Origin of the sequence: Pseudoduganella sp. R-31 (assembly GCF_049913235.1) — a bacterium.
In the GTDB taxonomy this organism is placed as follows: Bacteria; Pseudomonadota; Gammaproteobacteria; order Burkholderiales; family Burkholderiaceae_D; genus Rugamonas.
Window position 1 is genome coordinate 2072210 of record NZ_CP183986.1, and the last position, 18084, is coordinate 2090293.

17 protein-coding genes are annotated in these 18084 nt (G+C 63.5%); 12 read left to right on the forward strand and 5 right to left on the reverse strand.

What is annotated here, in order from left to right; genetic code table 11:
• Positions 1-8: 8 nt before the first annotated feature.
• The 10 genes from ACN9MY_RS09390 (at position 9) to ACN9MY_RS09435 (ending at position 12987) form a co-directional block, all read left to right on the forward strand.
• Positions 9-1538 (forward strand): alpha-N-arabinofuranosidase, encoded by a 1530-nt coding sequence (locus tag ACN9MY_RS09390; protein WP_426337193.1) that lies wholly within the window; start codon positions 9-11, stop codon positions 1536-1538.
• A gap of 1 nt (position 1539) precedes the next feature.
• Positions 1540-3087, forward strand: coding sequence for a glycoside hydrolase family 43 protein (locus ACN9MY_RS09395; protein ID WP_426337194.1), 1548 nt, complete (start codon positions 1540-1542; stop codon positions 3085-3087).
• Between the two features lie 7 nt (positions 3088-3094).
• Entirely contained in the window at positions 3095-4093 is a 999-nt protein-coding gene (locus ACN9MY_RS09400; protein ID WP_426337195.1) for an arabinan endo-1,5-alpha-L-arabinosidase, read from the forward strand.
• Positions 4090-6468, forward strand: coding sequence for a beta-L-arabinofuranosidase domain-containing protein (locus ACN9MY_RS09405; protein ID WP_426337196.1), 2379 nt, complete (start codon positions 4090-4092; stop codon positions 6466-6468). Before ACN9MY_RS09400 ends, ACN9MY_RS09405 begins: the two co-directional genes overlap by 4 nt.
• An 89-nt stretch (positions 6469-6557) precedes the next feature.
• On the forward strand, positions 6558-7520 hold the full coding sequence (locus ACN9MY_RS09410; RefSeq protein WP_426321923.1) for an ABC transporter substrate-binding protein: 963 nt from the start codon (positions 6558-6560) through the stop codon (positions 7518-7520).
• Positions 7520-9067: a sugar ABC transporter ATP-binding protein gene (locus tag ACN9MY_RS09415; RefSeq protein ID WP_426337197.1), complete on the forward strand. Its 1548-nt coding sequence runs from the start codon at positions 7520-7522 to the stop codon at positions 9065-9067. Before ACN9MY_RS09410 ends, ACN9MY_RS09415 begins: the two co-directional genes overlap by 1 nt.
• A 62-nt stretch (positions 9068-9129) precedes the next feature.
• A complete protein-coding gene (locus ACN9MY_RS09420) occupies positions 9130-10083 on the forward strand; it encodes an ABC transporter permease (protein ID WP_426323718.1) in 954 nt (317 codons plus the stop codon).
• A complete protein-coding gene (gene yjfF, locus ACN9MY_RS09425) occupies positions 10080-11033 on the forward strand; it encodes a galactofuranose ABC transporter, permease protein YjfF (RefSeq protein WP_426170059.1) in 954 nt (317 codons plus the stop codon). Before ACN9MY_RS09420 ends, yjfF begins: the two co-directional genes overlap by 4 nt.
• Before the next feature lie 11 nt (positions 11034-11044).
• Positions 11045-12001: a glycoside hydrolase family 43 protein gene (locus tag ACN9MY_RS09430; RefSeq protein WP_426170062.1), complete on the forward strand. Its 957-nt coding sequence runs from the start codon at positions 11045-11047 to the stop codon at positions 11999-12001.
• Between the two features lie 44 nt (positions 12002-12045).
• Positions 12046-12987, forward strand: coding sequence for a LysR family transcriptional regulator (locus ACN9MY_RS09435; protein WP_426172160.1), 942 nt, complete (start codon positions 12046-12048; stop codon positions 12985-12987).
• A gap of 1 nt (position 12988) precedes the next feature.
• On the opposite strand, the gene ACN9MY_RS09440 is transcribed toward ACN9MY_RS09435, so the two are convergent.
• Together ACN9MY_RS09440 and mdtH are read right to left on the reverse strand one after the other, a co-directional pair.
• Positions 12989-13867 carry an SMP-30/gluconolactonase/LRE family protein gene (locus tag ACN9MY_RS09440; protein ID WP_426337198.1) on the reverse strand — a complete coding sequence of 293 codons (879 nt, stop codon included), beginning with the start codon at positions 13865-13867 and terminating at the stop codon, positions 12989-12991.
• Positions 13868-14005: 138 nt separating this feature from the next.
• A complete protein-coding gene (mdtH, locus tag ACN9MY_RS09445) occupies positions 14006-15211 on the reverse strand; it encodes a multidrug efflux MFS transporter MdtH (RefSeq protein WP_426337199.1) in 1206 nt (401 codons plus the stop codon).
• Positions 15212-15301: 90 nt separating this feature from the next.
• Here mdtH and ACN9MY_RS09450 point away from each other — a divergent pair, with 90 nt between their 5' ends.
• A complete protein-coding gene (locus tag ACN9MY_RS09450; protein ID WP_426337200.1) occupies positions 15302-16177 on the forward strand; it encodes a LysR family transcriptional regulator in 876 nt (291 codons plus the stop codon).
• Here the strand turns inward: ACN9MY_RS09450 and ACN9MY_RS09455 are convergent.
• Both ACN9MY_RS09455 and ACN9MY_RS09460 read right to left on the reverse strand, forming a co-directional pair.
• On the reverse strand, positions 16174-16359 hold the full coding sequence (locus ACN9MY_RS09455) for a hypothetical protein (protein ID WP_426170071.1): 186 nt from the start codon (positions 16357-16359) through the stop codon (positions 16174-16176). The two genes, ACN9MY_RS09450 and ACN9MY_RS09455, sit on opposite strands and share 4 nt — an antisense overlap.
• 49 nt (positions 16360-16408) lie before the next feature.
• The gene (locus ACN9MY_RS09460; RefSeq protein WP_426337201.1) at positions 16409-17194 is read right to left on the reverse strand and encodes an alpha/beta fold hydrolase; all 786 of its coding nucleotides are present in this window, start codon (positions 17192-17194) and stop codon (positions 16409-16411) included.
• 259 nt (positions 17195-17453) lie between these two features.
• Between ACN9MY_RS09460 and ACN9MY_RS09465 the strand changes: the two genes are divergently transcribed.
• Positions 17454-17756 carry a hypothetical protein gene (locus ACN9MY_RS09465; RefSeq protein WP_426170075.1) on the forward strand — a complete coding sequence of 101 codons (303 nt, stop codon included), beginning with the start codon at positions 17454-17456 and terminating at the stop codon, positions 17754-17756.
• A gap of 8 nt (positions 17757-17764) precedes the next feature.
• Here the strand turns inward: ACN9MY_RS09465 and ACN9MY_RS09470 are convergent, their stop codons facing one another.
• The gene (locus ACN9MY_RS09470) at positions 17765-18073 is read right to left on the reverse strand and encodes a DUF4124 domain-containing protein (protein ID WP_426337202.1); all 309 of its coding nucleotides are present in this window, start codon (positions 18071-18073) and stop codon (positions 17765-17767) included.
• Between the last annotated feature and the right edge of the window lie 11 nt (positions 18074-18084).

The following is an 18084-nucleotide window of genomic DNA, read 5'->3' on the forward strand; positions in this document are numbered from 1 at the left end:
GAGATGCTATGAAGAAGACGATGATCGCGTTGGCCTTGCTCACCGCAGGCCTGGCGCAAGCTGCCACCACCGTAAAGATCGACACCGCCAAACCCGGTCCGGTCATCAACAAGGACGTCTACGGCCAGTTCGCCGAACACCTTGGCACCGGCATCTACGGCGGAATGTGGGTCGGCCCGCAATCGAAGATCCCGAATACGCGCGGCTGGCGCAACGACGTGATCGGTGCGCTGAAGAAGCTGAACGTGCCGCTGGTGCGCTGGCCAGGCGGCTGCTTCGCCGATGAATACCACTGGCGCGAAGGCATCGGCCCGCGCAACAAGCGTCCGGTCAAGATCAACACCACCTGGGGCGGCGTGGACGAGAACAACGCGGTCGGCACTCATGAATTCTTCGACTTGGTCGAGCAGCTGGGCGCGGATGCCTACGTGAACGGCAACCTGGGCACCGGCTCGCCGCAGGAAATGGCGGAATGGCTGGAGTACATGACCTCCGATAACAAGTCGACCCTGCCGGAATTGCGCCGCAAGAATGGCCGCGACAAGCCGTTCAAGGTAGCCTACTTCGCCGTTGGTAACGAAGCCTGGGGCTGCGGCGGCAATATGAAGCCGGAGTACTACACCAACCTGTATCGCCAGAGCGTCACCTTCCTCAAGACCCCGGCCGGCGCGCGTCCGAAAATGGTCGCCAGCGGCGGCAACGACAACGACACCAGCTGGACCGAAGAACTGAGCAAGTCCGCCAAGAATATGACGGACGGCATCAGCTTCCACTACTACACCATCCCGACCGGCAAGTGGGAAGTGAAGGGCGCGGCCACCGGTTTCCCCGACAATGAATGGTTCTCGACCCTGCATGCCACCATGCGCATGGAAGACCACATCCGCAACAACGTGAAGGTGCTGGACAAGAACGATCCGGAGAAGAAGCTGGGCTTCTATGTCGACGAATGGGGTACCTGGTATGACGTGGAGAAGGGCACCAACGCCGGCTTCCTGTACCAGCAGAACACCCTGCGTGATGCAGTGGTGGCCGCGCTGAACTTCAACATCTTCCACGACCATGCCGACCGCGTGCGCATGACCAATATTGCGCAGATGGTCAATGTGCTGCAGGCCATGATCCTGACCGACAATGAGAAGATGCTGCTGACGCCGACTTACCACGCATACGAAATGTACGTGCCGTTCCAGGGAGCGACCACCCTGCCGCTGTCGCTGGAAGGCAACCGCAAGTACAGCTCCGGCGACAAGAGCATCCCGCAGGTCAGCGCTTCCGCCGCACGCGGCAAGGATGGCAAGATCTACGTGGCGCTGGTGAACACCAATCCCGGCGAGGCTGAAGAAGTGAACATCGATGGCGTGGGTGCAGGCAAGGCCAGCGCACGCGTGCTGACCGCCAACGCGATGGATGCGCACAACACCTTCGCCAAGCCGGACGCCGTGAAGCCGGCGCCGATCGCCGTGCAGTCCAGCGGCGGCAAGCTGACCGTGAAGATGCCGGCCAAGTCGGTCGTCGTTGTGGCCGTCGGAGACTAAGATGGAAAACATCTCCGTGCAACGCCGGGCGTTTCTGCGCTCGGCGGCGGCCGGTGTCGCCCTGGCGGGCCTGGGCGGCTGCGGTGGCGGCGGCGGTGGCTCGTCCACCGCCGTGGCCCCGGCGTCGGCGCCACCCGCGGCGTCGCCAGTGCCGCCAACTACGCCATCGGTGACGACGGTCGCCTTCGCCAACGTATCGGTGCATGACCCTTCGGTGATCAAGTCGGGCGACTCCTATTACGTATTCGGTTCCCACCTGGCGGCGGCAAAAACCACCGACTGGATGAACTGGACGAAGATTGCCGATGGCGTCAACGCCGGCAATCCGCTGTTCAACAACGTTACCGTGGCGCTGACGGAAGCGCTGACCTGGGCCCAGTCCGACACGCTGTGGGCGCCGGACGTGGCGAAACTGGATGACGGCAAGTTCTACATGTACTACTGCGCCTGCAAGGGCGACTCTCCGCGCTCCGCACTCGGCGTGGCGGTGGCGGACAAGGTGGACGGTCCTTACGTCAACAAGCAACTGCTGCTGAAGTCCGGCATGTGGGGCGAGGTCAGTCCCGACGGCACCATCTACGACGCCACGAAGCATCCCAATGTGGTGGACCCCAACGTCTTCCGCGACAGCAGCGGAAAGCTGTGGATGGTGTACGGCTCCTACTCCGGCGGCATCTTCATCATGGAGATGGACCCGGCGACCGGGCTGCAGAAGCCCGGCCAGGGCTACGGCAAGCACCTGATGGGCGGCAATCACGCGCGCATCGAGGGCGCCTACATCCTGTACAGCCCGGACAGCAAGTACTACTACCTGTTCGTATCGTTTGGCGGGCTGGATGCAAATGGCGGCTACAACATCCGCGTTGCCCGTTCGCTGAACCCGGATGGCCCGTATGTGGATGCTGCGGGCACCGACATGGCGACCGTCAAGGCCAACCCGGCGTTGCCGCTGTTTGACGACGCCAGCATCGCACCGCACGGGCAGAAGCTGATGGGCAGCCACCAGTTTGCGCTGGCGGCAGGCGAGAGCGGGACGGCGCTCGGCTACGTATCGCCGGGCCACAACTCGGCGTACTACGATGCGGCTGCCGGCAAGTACTTCCTGGTGTTCCATACCCGCTTCCCGGGTCAGGGCGAGGTGCATGAGGTACGCGTGCACGAAATGTTCATCAACGCCGACGGCTGGCCGGTGGTGGCGCCATTCCGTTATGTTCCGCTGTCGAAGAATGCCACCACGCTGTCGGCAGACGTTACTGCGGCCGATGCGGCAGGCACGTACAAGGTGATCAACCATGGCAAGGACATTTCGGCAACCATCAAGCCATCGCAGGTCGTGACCCTGGCGGCCGGCGGCGCCGTCAGCGGCGCGCTGGCAGGCACCTGGACGCACCAGGGCGCAAACAAGGTCGGCATCGTGCTGGCCGACGGTACAGCCTACAATGGGATCTTGTCGCGGCAGTGGAATACCAACGCCGGCGCCTTTGAGGTGACCTTTACGGTGCAGTCGAAGGCAGGCGTATCGCTGTGGGGCGCGAGAACGGGAACTTGAGATGACGATGAAGTGGATATTTGGCGCGGCCCTCGTGCTGGCGCAGGCGGCGATGGCTGCGCAGGTTAGTGTGCATGATCCGGTGATGGCGAAGCAGGGCGATACCTATTACCTGTACTCGACCGGGCCTGGAATTACCTTCTACAGCTCGAAGGACATGCTGAACTGGCAGCCGGAAGGCCGCATCTTCGCGGGCCATCCACCGGCCGCCGCCAAGGCGGCGCCGGGCTTCGACGACCATGTCTGGGCGCCGGACATCCAGTATCACAATGGCAAATACCTGTTGTACTACTCCGTTTCGGCTTTCGGCAAGAACACCTCGGCCATCGGCGTGACGGTGAACAAGACCCTCGACCCGCGCTCCCCAGACTACAAGTGGGAGGACCAGGGCATCGTCGTGCAATCGGTGCCGGGGCGCGACATCTGGAACGCGATCGATTCCAATGTCATCGAAGACGACAAGGGGACAGGCTGGATGGCCTTCGGCTCGTTCTGGGGCGGCATCAAGCTGGTCAAGCTGAATGAAGCCTGGACGCGCCCGGCCGAACCGCAGGTCTGGAGCACCATCGCCGCCCGCGAGCGTCCGGCTTTCGTGAAGGATGACAGCGGCGGCCCGGCGGAGATCGAGGCGCCCTTCATCTTCCGCAAGAACGGCTGGTACTACCTGTTCGTCTCCTGGGGACTGTGCTGCCAGAAAGAGAAGAGCACTTACCACGTTGTCGTCGGCCGTTCGCGCACGGTCACCGGCCCTTATCTCGACAAGGATGGCAAGGACATGCTGCTTGGCGGCGGATCGCTGGTCGTGCAGGGTAACGCGGACTGGAAGGCCCTCGGCCATAACAGCGCCTACACTTTCGACGGCATGGATGTGATGGTGCTTCACGCCTACGAAACGAAAGACAAATACCTGCAAAAGCTGAAGGTGATGGAAATGCGCTGGGATCGCGCAGGCTGGCCTGTGGTCGACACCGCAGACCTGGACCATTACCAGAGCGTCCAGAAATGATCGCGCCAAAGTTGGCCCGGGCATTGCAGCGCGGCTTTGCTGTGCTGCTCGCGGCTGGCGCAAGTGCAGCGGCATTGGTGCCGGATGCTGCGAGCGCCGCCGAACTATTCCCCCTGCAGCACGTCCGCCTCCTGCCTAGCCCCTTCCTGCAGGCCCAGGAAACCAACCGGCGCTACCTGCTGGCGCTCGACGCAGACCGGCTGCTGGCGCCGTTCCGCCGCGAGGCCGGCCTGCCGCTGCCAAAACCATCCTACGGCAACTGGGAATCCAGCGGCCTCGATGGCCACATGGGCGGGCACTACCTCTCTGCGCTGTCCCTGATGTGGGCTGCCACCGGCGACGGCACCGTGCGCGAACGCCTCGACTACTTCGTGCAGGAGCTGAAGAAAGCACAAGCGCCGGACGGCTACCTGGGCGGCATTCCCGGCGGCCGCGCGGCCTGGAACGATATCGCCAACGGCAAGCTCCATGCCGACAACTTCTCGGTCAACGGCAAATGGGTGCCTTGGTATAACCTGCACAAGATCGCCGCCGGCCTGCGCGACGCCTGGCGTTATGCCGGCAACGAAGATGCGCGGCAGATGCTGGTCAGGTTTGCCGACTGGACCGTCGCGATGACCAGCTCCCTGAGCGACGAGCAGATGCAGTCGATGCTGCGCGCGGAGCATGGCGGCATGAACGAGGTGCTGGCGGACGTCTACCAGTTGACCGGCGACCAGCGCTACCTCGCTGCCGCCAGGCGCTTTTCGCACCAGGCCATCCTGCGGCCGCTGGCGGAGGGCCGCGATGAGCTGACCGGCCTGCATGCCAATACGCAGATCCCGAAAGTGATCGGCTTCGAACGCATTGCCGAACTGACCGGCGAGCAGCAATGGCACAACGCCGCCAGCTTCTTCTGGCGGACCGTGCACGACCACCGTACCGTCGCCATCGGCGGCAACAGCGTCAAGGAGCACTTCCACGACGATAAGGACTTTTCCTCGATGAGCAGCGAGGTGGAAGGGCCGGAAACCTGCAACACCTACAATATGCTCAAGCTCACCGAGCTGCTGTACCAGCGAGACCCGAGCGCGGCGTATGGCGACTATTACGAGCGTGCGCTGTACAACCATATCCTGTCCTCCCAGCGCCCGGAGAGCGGCGGTTTTGTGTACTTCACGCCGATGCGGCCCAACCACTACCGCGTCTATTCGGAAGTGGACAAAGGCATGTGGTGCTGCGTCGGCTCCGGCATCGAGAGCCACGCCAAGTACGGTGAATTCATCTACGCCCGCGACGGCGATGCCTTGCTGGTCAACCTGTTCATCCCCTCACGGCTCGAATGGCGCGAGAAAGGCGTCGTGCTGACCCAGTCCAACAGTTTCCCGGACCAGGCCAGCACCCGGCTGTCCATCGACAGCGGCGGCAAGTTCACCATGAAGATCCGCTATCCAGGCTGGGTGGCGAAAGGAGCGCTGGCCGTGCGCGTCAACGGCAAGGCGGTGACGGTGCAGGGCGCACCTGGCGGCTACGTGGAACTGGCCCGAGTGTGGCGAAAAGGCGACACTGTCGACGTGCGGCTACCGATGCGCACCACGCTTGAGCAGATGCCCGACAAGTCGAACTATTACGCCGTGCTGCACGGCCCGATCGTGCTGGCGGCGAAAACCTCGCCTTTCCCCGGCGAGCAATTGAATTTCATGGCCGACGACTCGCGCATGGGCCATATTGCGCAAGGCCAGGTCTGCCCGCAGGAGGCGGCGCCGGTATTCGTCAGCGATCGCAAGGATTTCCTCGACAAGTTCAAGCCTGTGCCGGGGCGGCCCCTGACATTTACTGCGCCGGGCCTGGTGCAAGGGCAGGGCGCAAGCGTGCTGCGTTTCATTCCGTTCTTCCGCCTGCACGATTCGCGCTACATGATCTATTGGCAGGAGACCACGCCGGCCGGCCTGGCGGCGATGCGCACGAAAGCAGCGGCCGCCGAGGCTGAGCGGCTAGCGCTCGACGCACGGACTGTCGACCAGGTGGCGCCCGGCGAACAGCAACCGGAATCGGATCACTCCTTCAAAGGCGAAGGGGCGGACGCGGGCCTGAATGGCACCCGGCATTGGCGCCATGCCAGCGGATGGTTCAGCTACGAGCTGAAAGACCTTGAAGGCGCGGGCCGCGTGCTGCGCCTGACCTTTGCATCCGGCGACGCTGGCCGCAAGTTCGACGTGCTGCTGAACGGCCGGCTGCTACAGCAGGTCATCATCGAGCGTAAAGGCGATGCATTCTATTCCCTGGACCTGCCGGTTCCGGCCGGCGCCGCGCGCGATGGAAAGCTGGAAGTGAAGTTTGTCGCCCATTCCGGCTCGATGGCTGGCGGCCTGTATGGCCTGCGCCTGCTGAGATAATAAAAATGATATGAGTCCTGCGAAAAAATGAATTAGATCGGCATGACGGATTCTCCTAATATTGATCTACTATAATTTTGGAGACCGGCATGAAAGTCACCCGCAGGACTATCCTCGGCGGCGCGTTCGCCCTCGCCTTTGCTGCTTCGGGCAGCGTGTTCGCAGCCAAGCCTCTGGTAATGGGCTTTTCCCAGGTTGGCGCCGAAAGTGAATGGCGCACGGCCAATACAACCTCCATCAAGGATGCCGCCAAACAGGCCGGCATCACCCTCAAGTTCGCCGACGCCCAGCAGAAGCAGGAAAACCAGGTCAAGGCGATCCGTTCCTTCATCGCCCAGCGCGTGGACGTGATCGCGTTCTCTCCGGTCGTGGAAACCGGCTGGGAAACCGTGCTGCGCGAAGCCAAGGCAGCCAAGATCCCGGTCATCCTGACCGACCGCGCTGTGAAAGTGGCCGACAAGTCGCTGTACGTCACCCTGATCGGCTCCGACTTCGTGGAAGAAGGCCGCCGTGCCGGCAAATGGCTGGTGGACTATGCGGCCAAGCAGAGCAAGCCGGTACTGAATGTGGTGGAGCTGCAGGGCACCGTGGGTTCGGCGCCGGCGCTCGACCGCAAGGCCGGCTTTGAAGAAGCCATCAAGGGCAACGCCAAGCTGAAGGTGATCCGCACCCAGACCGGCGAATTCACCCGCGCCAAGGGCAAGGAGGTGATGGAAGCCTTCCTGAAAGCCCACGGCAAGGACATCAACGTGCTGTACGCGCACAACGACGATATGGCGATCGGCGCCATCCAGGCCATTGAAGAAGCGGGCCTGAAACCGGGCAAGGACATCATCATCGTTTCCATCGACGGTGTGAAGGGCGCTTTCCAGGCCATGATCGCCGGTAAGCTGAACGTGTCGGTCGAATGCAGCCCGCTGCTTGGCCCGCAACTGATGAAGGCGGCGCAGGATGTGGTCGCCGGCAAGCCTGTGGCGCCGCGCATCGTGACCGAGGAACGCGTGTTCCCGGCGGAAGTGGCAGCTAAAGAACTCCCTAACCGGAAATACTGATGATGGCCACCGCAGCGGCGGCCCCGGTGCTGGAGCTGTCCGGCATCCATAAGGCCTTCCCGGGCGTGAAGGCGCTGAGCGAGGCGGGGCTGCGGCTCTACCCTGGCGAAGTGCATACGCTGATGGGGCAGAACGGGGCGGGCAAGTCGACCCTGATCAAGGTGCTCACCGGCGTGCATGCGCCGGACCAGGGCAGCATCACGCTTGAAGGCCGTGCGATCCATCCGCGCTCGACGCTGGAGGCGCAGGAGCTGGGCATTTCCACGGTGTACCAAGAGGTGAACCTGTGTCCGAACCTGTCGGTGGCCGAGAACATCTTCATCGGCCGTTATCCGCGCAAGTGGGGCACGGTGGACTGGAAGGGAATGCGGACGCGCGCGGCTACCTTGCTGCGTGAGCTGGAGATCGATATCGATGTGACGGCGCCTTTGTCGCGCTATCCCTTGGCGATCCAGCAGATGGTGGCGATCTCGCGTGCCTTGAACATTTCCTCGCGCGTGCTGGTGCTGGACGAGCCTACTTCCAGCCTCGACGAGGCGGAGGTGCAGTTGCTGTTCCGCGTGCTGCGCCGGCTGCGCGAGCAGGGCATGGCGATCCTGTTCGTGACCCACTTCCTGGACCAGACTTACGCGATTTCCGACCGCATCACCGTGATGCGCAATGGCGAACGCGAAGGAGAGTATGCCGCGGCCGACCTGTCGCGGCTGGCCCTGGTGAACAAGATGATCGGCAAGCCGGCGGATGCGGCCGACCCGGCTGCAAGCACCGGCACAGTGGCGGAACCTGGTAGCCGCACACAGGAAGCGGCTGCGGCACGCGTTGTCCTCGAGACGCGCGGCCTGGGCCGCAAAGGCGTGCTGCAGCCGATGGACATGCAGGTGCGCGAAGGCGAAGTGCTTGGCCTGGCAGGCTTACTGGGCGCCGGGCGCACCGAGCTGGCGCGCCTGCTGTTCGGAGCCGACCGCGCCGACAAAGGCGATATCGCCATCGCCGACAAGGCCTACGGCACGTTTGCCAACCCGCGCCAGGCGATTGCCGCCGGCATTGGCTTCTGCTCGGAAGACCGCAAGCTGGAAGGCGCGATCCTGTCGCTCTCCGTGCGCGAAAACCTGGTGCTTGCGATGCAGGCCCGCCAGGGCATGTTGCGCGCCATCCCGATGCAACGCCAGCGCGAACTGGCGGAAGAATATGTCAAGGCGCTCGGCATCAAGACTGCCAGCATCGAAACGCCGATCGGCGCGCTATCCGGCGGCAACCAGCAGAAGGTTCTTCTGGCGCGCTGGCTGGCCACCGATCCGCGCTTGATGATCCTGGACGAACCAACGCGCGGCATCGATGTGCGCGCCAAGCAGGAAATCATGGATTACGTAACAACGCTGTGCAAGCGCGGCATGTCGCTGCTGTTTATCTCGTCCGAGCTGCCGGAAGTACTGCGCTGCAGCGACCGCATGATTGTCATGCGCGACCGCGCAGCATGCGGCGAATACCAGCGCGGCGAGCTCGATGAAACCACCGTGCTGCATGCCATTGCAGGGGAGGCAGCATGACGCAGAATACCGCCCACCTGGCTGCTGCGCCGGCCTCGCGCGCAGCGAACGCCGGCCCGGGCATGGCTGCGCGCCTGTTGGCCCACCCGCTGGCACGTCCGCTCGGCGCATTGGCCGTGCTGCTGCTGATTAACCTGTTCGCCGTGCCCGGCTTCTTCCACCTGGAAGTGAAGGATGGCCACCTGTACGGCGCCATGGTTGACATCCTGAACCGCGCCGCGCCATTGATGCTGGCGGCTACCGGCATGACCATTGTGATCGCCATGCGCGGCATCGACATTTCGGTCGGCGCCGTGGTAGCGCTGGCCGCTGCCGTCGCCTGCACCGTGGCCGCCGCCGAGCAGCCGCTGTGGCTGGCCTTTGCCGCAGCACTGGGCGCCGCGCTGTTATGCGGCGTCTGGAACGGCCTGCTGGTAGCCAGCCTTGGCCTGCAGCCGATCGTCGCCACCCTGGTGCTGATGGTCGCCGGACGCGGCCTCGCGCAGCTGGTTACCGACGGCCAGATCATCACCGTCTACCGCGAAGATTTCTTCGTGCTGGGCAGCGGCTACCTGCTTGGCCTGCCGGTGGCGCTTTACCTTGCGCTGGCAGTGGTCGCAGCCGTCGCGCTGGCGATGCGCAAGACCGCGCTCGGCCTGTTCACGCAAGCAGTCGGCATCAACCCGGTTGCGGCGCGGCTGGCCGGCATCCGCGCCGGGGCGCTGATTTTCGCCAGCTACGCCTTCTGCGCGGTATGCGCCGGCCTGGCGGGGCTGATCATCAGCTCCAACATCAAGAGCGCCGACGCCAATAATGCCGGCTTGCTGCTGGAACTGGACGCCATCCTGGCCGTCACCCTGGGCGGCACCTCGCTGGCCGGCGGCAAGTTCAACCTGGTCGGCAGCGTGATCGGCGCCCTGATCATCCAGACCCTTACCTACACCGTGTATTCGCTCGGCGTGCCGCCGGAAGTCAACCTCGTCGTCAAGTCGCTGGTGGTGTTCGCGGTATGCCTGTCGCAAAGGAGCAAGGCATGACCCGCGCCCCGTACTTTACTTCCCTCGTTACTGTCGGCCTGTTGCTTGCATTGCTGGTGGCAGGGGGCATCGCCTATCCCGGCTTCCTGTCGCTGCAGGTGATGCTCAACCTCCTGATCGACAATGCCTTCCTGCTGGTGATCGCCGTCGGCATGAGCTTTGTCATTCTGTCCGGCGGCATCGACCTGTCGGTAGGCTCGGTGCTGGCGCTCAGTACCATGGTCGCCGCATGGCTGCTGCATGCGGCGCACTGGCCGCCCGCGGCCGTGATGGTTGCCGTGCTGCTGATGGGCGTCGTGTTCGGCGCCGGCATGGGCGCCCTGATCCACTTTTTCCGCCTGCAGCCTTTCATTGTCACCTTGGGCGGCATGTTCCTGGCACGCGGCCTGTGCTACCTGATCAGCGTGAATTCGATCCCGATCGAGGACCCGGCCTTCGTCGCCATCTCGCAGGCGCAGGTCGGGGTCTTTGACGGCTTTATCTCGCCGGGCGTGGTGATTGCGCTGGTCCTGTTGGCGGTGGCCATGGTGGTGGCGCATATGACGCCGTTCGGCCGCGCCGTGTATGCAGTCGGCGGCAACGAGCAATCGGCCCACATGATGGGACTCCCGGTGGGAGCCACCAAGGTCGCCGTGTACGCCATCAGTGGCGGCTGCGCGGCGCTGGCCGGCCTGCTATTCGCCTTCTACATGCTGTCGGGCTACGGCCTGCACGCGCAGGGCACCGAACTCGATGCGATCGCCGCCGTGGTGATCGGCGGCACGCTGCTGACTGGCGGCTACGGTTACGTGGCCGGCGCCCTGACCGGCGTGCTGGTGCTGGGCGCCATCCAGACCCTGATCGTGTTCGACGGCACGCTCAGCTCGTGGTGGACCAAGATCGTCATCGGCGTGCTGTTGTTCGCGTTCTGCGCGCTGCAACGCCTGCTGGCCTGGAAACAGAAAAACTAAAAGGAGACTTCATGTTCAAGAAATCGGCCGTCGCATCGGCATTGGCGACGATGTGTACCCTGGCGCAGGCAGCCAATCCGCTTGTATCGAATATCTTCACTGCCGACCCGGCGGCACTGGTCGACGGCAACCGCGTCTACCTCTACGTTGGCCGCGACGAAGCGGCGCCGGAAGGCAAGGACTACCTGATGCGCGAATGGCGCGTGCTGTCCTCCTGCGACATGAAGAACTGGACCGACATGGGGTCGCCGCTGAACGTGAAGACCTTCAAATGGGCCAAGGCCGACGCCTGGGCTGCCGACGTCACCAAGCGCAATGGCAAGTACTACTTTTACGCCCCGGTCGAACACGATGCGAGCAAGCCGGGCAAAGCGATCGGCGTGGCGGTGTCGGACAAGCCGACCGGCCCCTTCGTCGATGCGCGCGGCAGTGCCCTGATCACCAACGACATGACCAGGGAAACCGATATTCCCTGGGACGATATCGACCCGGCGGTCTTCATCGACAAGGACGGCCAGGCCTACCTGTACTGGGGCAATCGCGTGCTGAAATACGCCAAGCTGAAGCCGAATATGATCGAACTCGATGGCCCGATCCATACCGTCGGCATCGACAATTTCACCGAAGCGGCGTACCTGCACCGCCACGACAAGACCTACTACCTGACCTATTCGCGCAACTTCCCGGAGGAGACTGCCTACGCCACCGGTCCTAGCGCCACCGGCCCATGGACTTTCCGCGGCAAGATCATGGACATGAACAAGGTGGTGAAGACCATTCACCAGGCGGTGATCGACTTCAACGGCAAGTCCTACATCTTCTACCACAACGACAAGCTGCCGACAGGCGGCGAATACCGCCGTTCCGTGGCGGTGGAAGAACTGCACTACAACCCTGACGGCACCATTGCCTTCATCCCGCAAACGGCTGAAGGCCCGGCCGCCAATCCTGCGCCGGGCTGCAAATGAGGCGCGACTTATTGGTCGATAACGGCGGTGGTATCATGCCTCGCATGACTACCCCGAATCCGAACTGGTTCCTGAAGGCGAGGTTGAAAACTCGTCAACTGCTGCTGATGATCGCGCTGGATGAACACCGCAACATCCACCGCGCTGCGGAAGAACTGCACATGACGCAGCCCGCCGCCTCCAAGCAACTCAAGGACCTTGAGGACATGCTGGACGTGAAGCTGTTCGAGCGCCTGCCGCGCGGCATGGAGCCGACGCTGTACGGCGAAACCATGATCCGCCACGCCCGCATGGCCCTCACCAGCCTGGCCCTGGCGCATGACGATATCGTGACGCTGAAAGCCGGCTTGTCCGGCCAGGTGGAAGTCGGCGTCATCATGACGCCGGCGATGAACCTGCTGCCCAACGCCATCACCCGCGTGAAAAAGGAAGCGCCGCTGCTGCGTATCGGCGTGCAGGTGGAAGCCAGTAACGTGCTGATGGAACTGCTCCAGCGCGGCACGCTGGATTTCATGATCGGACGCATCCTGGAAAAGGAAAGCACGGCGGGCCTGGTGTACGAGGAGCTGACCGAGGAGCCGGCATGCGCCGTTGTGCGCACCGGCCATCCACTGCTGGAGCGCGAGAAGCTGCAATTGAAGGATATCGCCAACCGCCCGTGGATCCTGCCGCCGCAAGGCAGCATCCTGCGCCACCGCTGCGACATGATGTTCCGCCGCGCCGGCCTGGAACCGCCGGTCGACGTGGTCGACACCACTTCCCAGCTCCTGATTACCGCACTGCTGCAGAAGACCGATGCCATCCACGTGATGCCGGTGGAGGTGGCGCGTTATTACGCAGAGCTGAACGTACTGTCGATCCTGCCGCTGGAACTGCCGTTCCGCATGGACGCATTCGGCATCATCACCAAGGCCGACCACCTGATGTCGCCGGGCGCCAACCTGTTGTTGCAGGCTGTGCGCAGCGCGGCGAAAGAGTTGTACTGACTTAGCCGAAGGCGTTGGCCGGCAATCCCGGCACGTCGATGCGGGCGCTGAACAGGGCGCCCGCCAGCGGTTCCTGCGCCAACTGTTCCGCCGACAGGCCTTCCCGCGCCGTGGTGATGTACAGCGTGCGCAGGTCTTCGCCGCCGAATGCCAGCGACGCAGGATGCGATGTCGGCAGCTGCACTTCCGCCAGCAGTTCGCCTTCCGGGCTGAAACGGCAAACGCGTTTGCCGCCCCAGGTGGAAATCCAGATGCATCCTTCGCTATCCGCCTGCATGCCGTCCGGCGAACCGCCGTCGGTATAGCGGCGCCAGGTTTCGCGTGGTCCAAGGCTGCCATCGGCTGCCAGCGGGTAGCGGTAGGTCACGTCGAGGAAGCTGTCCGAGTGATACAGCGCGCTGCCATCAGGCGCGAAGGTCGGGCCGTTGCAGATGTGGTAGCCCTCGTCGGCCACGCGCAGGCTCTGGTCCGGATCAAGGCGGAACAGCTTGCCCACCTTTTGCCGGTAATCGGTATTGTGCATGGAGCCCAGCCACAAGCGGCCGCTCGGGTCGACCTTGGCGTCGTTCAGTCGCTGGCCAGCGGCGCCATCGACTACGCGCACGACCGTCTCGACGCGCAGTTCCGGCTCCAGCCACAGTCGCACTACGCTGTCGCGCAGGCCGGCCATGAAGCCATCGCCGTCGCGGCGCGGCACCAGCCAGCAGATATAGTCAGGCAGCAGCCAGCTGCGGTGCTCGTGGACGCCGGCATCCCACGCATGCAGGATGCAACGCTTGAGATCCACAAACAGCAGGCGATCCTGCCCTGGCAAATAGAGTGGTCCTTCGCCCAGCTCAGCGGCAAGGGGCAGGACGCATTGGGCGGTATAGGATTTCATTCCTGCATTCTATGCGGCGAAGCGCAGGACGCGTGATTCATTTTTTCAGGCCAGCTATAACTAATTTGGCATGGGGTGACGATTGGAGAGAATCAGATGCGTTTTCGCGCACTACAATGAAATACCCAACCAAAGTGTTTAGCCCGCCACTGGCGGGCTCTTTTTTTGCGGCAGCGGAGCGGCAGCGCAAGCCAGCACGGTCAGCGTCAGCAGTCCAATCGCGGCCAGCACCAGCCAGGGCAATGCAGGCGTGTGCACGGCGCGGCTCCAGTCCAGCAGCCAGCCGCCTGCCGTGTAGCCGAACAGGCCTCCCAGCGCAAGCCCGAAACGGCTCAAGCCCATATAGCTTGCCCGCGCGGAGGGCAGCGCGTAGCGTGATACCAGCGACTCGCGCGCCGGTTCGGCCACCAGCGAACCGGTATAGAACACGGCGATACAAACGAACATCGGCAGCAACGCAGCTGCCACCGACATGGCCAGCACCGCGCCGCACATGATGCCGATGCCGGCCAGCAGACGCGCTTCCAGCGTCAGGTAGCGCTCGCCCAGGCGCGCCATCGGGTACAGCAGCATCAGCGCCAGCAGGGCATCCACCGCATACATCCAGGCCACGGTGCGCGGTGTGCCGGAAAGCTCGGTCAGGGTAACCGGCACCAGCATCATCAGCTGCACCGTCATGATGTAATAGCCGCTCAGCGTCAGCACCAGCATGATGAAAGGCTTGTCGCGCAAAGGAATGCGCATGGCTTTGACCGCCGAAGTGCCGGGAGTGGCGACGCGGTAGGCTGGCAGCAGCCAGGCGTTCGCCAGCGCCGCCAGCACGAAAGCCGCACAGCCGCCCAGACCCACCCACCGGAACTCGACGCCGAGCAGCATGGTGCCGAGCAGGGCGCCGGTCACGGCGGCCACGCTTTCCTGCATCATGAGGATGGAGTAGAAGCGGGGCCGTTCGGCAGGGCGGGTCAGTTTGACGACCAGGGCGCCGCGCGCCGGGTCAAACAGGGCACCGCCCAGGCCGGACAGCACGCAGGAGAGCACCAGCATGGCGGGATTGACGGCATAGGCCATCGTTGCGAATCCCAGCGCCCGCAGCAGCATGCCGCCGACAATCATCGGCTTGGCGCCGAAACGGTCGGACAGCGAACCGCCGAACAGCGCCATGCCTTGCTGCGCCATCTGGCGCACGCCGAGTGCGAGGCCGACCGAGGCCGCGGCCCAGCCAAGCTGGCCAACAAAGTGCAGTGCCACCACGGGAAATACAAGATAGAAGCCGGATACCACCAGCATGTGGTCTGTCATAAGGAAACGCTTGCCCAACTTCCTTGCCCGTGCCGCAGCCGCCATGCATGCCTCCGTGAGTGATGCTGACAGTTTAGATAGCGTTAAGACATAATAGAAGCAGTTATCTCATGATATTTCATATTCAAATTTGTTATGGCACTCAACTTTGATGACCTGGCCCTGCTGGTGGAAATCGTGGAGTCGGGCAGCTTCTCGCAGGCGGCGGCGCGGCGCCGCTGGTCGCAGCCGCAAGTGAGCCAGCGCGTTGCAGCGCTGGAAGAGCAATTGGGCGTGCAGCTGTTTACCCGCCATCGCCGCGGCGCCACGCCCACCCCGGCGTGCCAGACCTTCCTGCCTGCGGCGCAGCAGGCGCTCGATGCCATGGCAGCCGGCAAGCTGGCGGTGCAGGGCGCGCCGGCATTGCCGCAAGTGGTGCTGGACTGCGTGCCTTCGCTGGCCTCGCTGGTGTTCGGTCCCTTGCTGCTCAAGCTGGCCGATGCGCCCCTGGAAATCCGCTGCACCACCGATCATTCGCCCGTCATCATGGAAAAGCTGCTGACCGGCCGGGCGCACCTTGGCTTCGTGTTGAAGTGCCCAGCCATCGCAGGCATCCAGCTGGAACGCTTGTATAGTTCGCCGATTGTCGCGGTGGTCCGGCGCGGCCATCCGCTAACGCGGCGCAAAGCATTGAAACTGGCCGATGTGGCCAATGCGCGCCTGGCGCCGCAATTCTGGGGCGAGGCTTGCGACGAACTGATACGCATGCTGCGCGCCCATCGCCGCAACGACAGCGCGATCCATGCCATCCAGCCGGCCAGCGCAGCAATCGAACTGGCGCTGGAACATGGCTTTCTTACTTTCATGCCCGAGATGGCTGCCGCGCGCCAGCTCAAGCTGGGCAGCTTGGTGAAACTGGAGATTGGCGATTTGCCCCGCTGGGAGTGGGAGGCGATGGTGGCCTGGCGCAGCGGCAAGCGGCCCGATGCCGCCAAGCTGCGCGTGCTGCAGGCGGTGCGTGAATTAAGCTAGTGGACCGAAGGGCCGCAATTGCGGCGCTGCCCAGGGTAGGCCAGCACGCGCAGGATCACGCTGCGCGGCACGTGCATGGTTTGCATGTAGATCCAGGCGTTGGCCGCGCCCATCTGGGCGAGCAGTTCGATGCCCTTGTCCACCTGGACTGCCATCTGCTGGTCATAGCGCGTATCGCTCATGATGCTCGCCTCTGCGGGATTATTATCGGGTCATTATCGACCAACGGTGTCAAGCGATCAAGCGCTGGTTTTCGAGGAAGCCGAGCAGCGCCTGGTTGACGTCGGCCGCGTGGGTGATCGGCGCCATATGGCCGCCGGCGGTCAGCGTGAACTGCGCTTGCGGCAGTGCGGCAGCCAGGGTTTCGGCCACGCGGCGGGTGGAGGCCGGGCCTTTGGCGCCGGCCATCACCAGTGCCGGCAGGTCCAGTTGCGCCATGTCGGGCACGCGGGCCGGTTCGCCGAGCAGGGCGACGAAGTCCAGCTTGACCTTGGCGATGCCATTGGTGAAGCGGTGGCGCTGCACTTCCGGCAGGGAGTCGAAGGCGCCGGCGCGGTTCCAGTAATCAATGAAGGTACGGGTGGCGTCTTCCGCGCTTTCCGCAGCGTTGATATTTGCCACCACGGCCTCGATTTCCTGGCGCCCGGCATCGCTGGCTGGCAGCAGGTGGAAGGCGACCGGTTCGAACACGGACAGCGACAGGACACGATCGCGCATCTGGCGCGCCAGGCGCAGGGCGGTGGCGCCGCCATAGGAGTGGCCAACCAGGTGGAATTGCTCGCCGGCATCAAGATGGGAAGCCAGGGCCGCAGCCACTGCATCGGCTTCATGCGCCAGGGTGTAGCCGGCGGCAGCAGCTTCGGTCGGGAAGGCGGACTTGCCATAACCCAACAGATCGATTGCGATAAAGCGATAATTGGCTTCTTGCTCGGCCATCAGGGTGGTCCACTGGCTGCGCGAACTAAGCGAACTGTGCAGAAGTACAACGGCGGGGCGGGTGTCTGGCGTAGTGTGCATCTTCTTCTCTGAAACCGATATCCAAAAGACAAGCCCGCTATTATACCGCGCCGCAACATTCACCCGCCGGCTTCAAGCGTTGGATGTCGGAATTCCTTACAGAAATCGAGCAATTCCGCAACGCACGGCCCGGTTCCCCCTGACACATAAGCGTGGCATAGAAACTGCTTTGTTACTTTCAGTGACGATGGAGGCCAACGTGATCATGGAACGCTCAGCCTTGCCCGCGCTTCTACTGACGTTATTGCTCGGGTTGCTTATGCAAGGGATGCTTGCAGGGGTGCACTTTGCCACCGCCCGTTCCGAATGGGTGTACCGCGCCCTCTACCTGGTGGCACTGCTGCTGAACCTGCTGGCGGTGCGCCGCCTCAATCCCGCCAACTTGTCGGCGGCGGTATTGCCCTTGGCGCCCATTGTGATGGCGGTGGCAATCACTTACTTCTCCGTCAGCGATCCCGAAGCCCCTGCCCAGATTACCTTGCTGCTGCTGCCGATCGTGCATGGCGCAGCGGCAGGCTGCATGCTGTTGCTGCCGCTGGACGAGGAGAACGGCCAGCGCTAAGGCTGGCCTTATTTTGCGCTGGCGACCTTGTCTCGAAGCTCGAGGACTTGCCGCGCCATGCGCAAGGTCTGAACATCGATTTTCGGCGAGACGTGAACCGGCGCTTTATTCACCCACTGGCTGCGCGTCTGTTCGGATGGCGGCAGGACGAAATGCTCCTTTTCCAGCATGGGCCGGGCGCCGTTCGGCACGTTCTCACAAGGCCGGTCGGTCAGCATGACGACCCCCTGGTTGTCGACGCAGCGGAAGAAATTGTCCTCGGCGGTTGCCGGTAGCGCCATGGCGCACAAGGCGCAAAAGATCAGTAAATGCCGCATGGCCCACCTCC

Bases quoted from the DNA above. Each gene is read 5' to 3' on its own strand.
- ACN9MY_RS09390 (WP_426337193.1), top strand. From the start codon at position 9: ATGAAGAAGACGATGATCGCGTTGGCCTTGCTCACCGCAGGCCTGGCG.
- ACN9MY_RS09395 (WP_426337194.1), top strand. From the start codon at position 1,540: ATGGAAAACATCTCCGTGCAACGCCGGGCGTTTCTGCGCTCGGCGGCG.
- ACN9MY_RS09400 (WP_426337195.1), top strand. From the start codon at position 3,095: ATGAAGTGGATATTTGGCGCGGCCCTCGTGCTGGCGCAGGCGGCGATG.
- ACN9MY_RS09405 (WP_426337196.1), top strand. From the start codon at position 4,090: ATGATCGCGCCAAAGTTGGCCCGGGCATTGCAGCGCGGCTTTGCTGTG.
- ACN9MY_RS09410 (WP_426321923.1), top strand. From the start codon at position 6,558: ATGAAAGTCACCCGCAGGACTATCCTCGGCGGCGCGTTCGCCCTCGCC.
- ACN9MY_RS09415 (WP_426337197.1), top strand. From the start codon at position 7,520: ATGATGGCCACCGCAGCGGCGGCCCCGGTGCTGGAGCTGTCCGGCATC.
- ACN9MY_RS09420 (WP_426323718.1), top strand. From the start codon at position 9,130: ATGGCTGCGCGCCTGTTGGCCCACCCGCTGGCACGTCCGCTCGGCGCA.
- yjfF (WP_426170059.1), top strand. From the start codon at position 10,080: ATGACCCGCGCCCCGTACTTTACTTCCCTCGTTACTGTCGGCCTGTTG.
- ACN9MY_RS09430 (WP_426170062.1), top strand. From the start codon at position 11,045: ATGTTCAAGAAATCGGCCGTCGCATCGGCATTGGCGACGATGTGTACC.
- ACN9MY_RS09435 (WP_426172160.1), top strand. From the start codon at position 12,046: ATGACTACCCCGAATCCGAACTGGTTCCTGAAGGCGAGGTTGAAAACT.
- ACN9MY_RS09440 (WP_426337198.1), bottom strand. From the start codon at position 13,867: ATGAAATCCTATACCGCCCAATGCGTCCTGCCCCTTGCCGCTGAGCTG.
- mdtH (WP_426337199.1), bottom strand. From the start codon at position 15,211: ATGGCGGCTGCGGCACGGGCAAGGAAGTTGGGCAAGCGTTTCCTTATG.
- ACN9MY_RS09450 (WP_426337200.1), top strand. From the start codon at position 15,302: ATGGCACTCAACTTTGATGACCTGGCCCTGCTGGTGGAAATCGTGGAG.
- ACN9MY_RS09455 (WP_426170071.1), bottom strand. From the start codon at position 16,359: ATGAGCGATACGCGCTATGACCAGCAGATGGCAGTCCAGGTGGACAAG.
- ACN9MY_RS09460 (WP_426337201.1), bottom strand. From the start codon at position 17,194: ATGCACACTACGCCAGACACCCGCCCCGCCGTTGTACTTCTGCACAGT.
- ACN9MY_RS09465 (WP_426170075.1), top strand. From the start codon at position 17,454: ATGCAAGGGATGCTTGCAGGGGTGCACTTTGCCACCGCCCGTTCCGAA.
- ACN9MY_RS09470 (WP_426337202.1), bottom strand. From the start codon at position 18,073: ATGCGGCATTTACTGATCTTTTGCGCCTTGTGCGCCATGGCGCTACCG.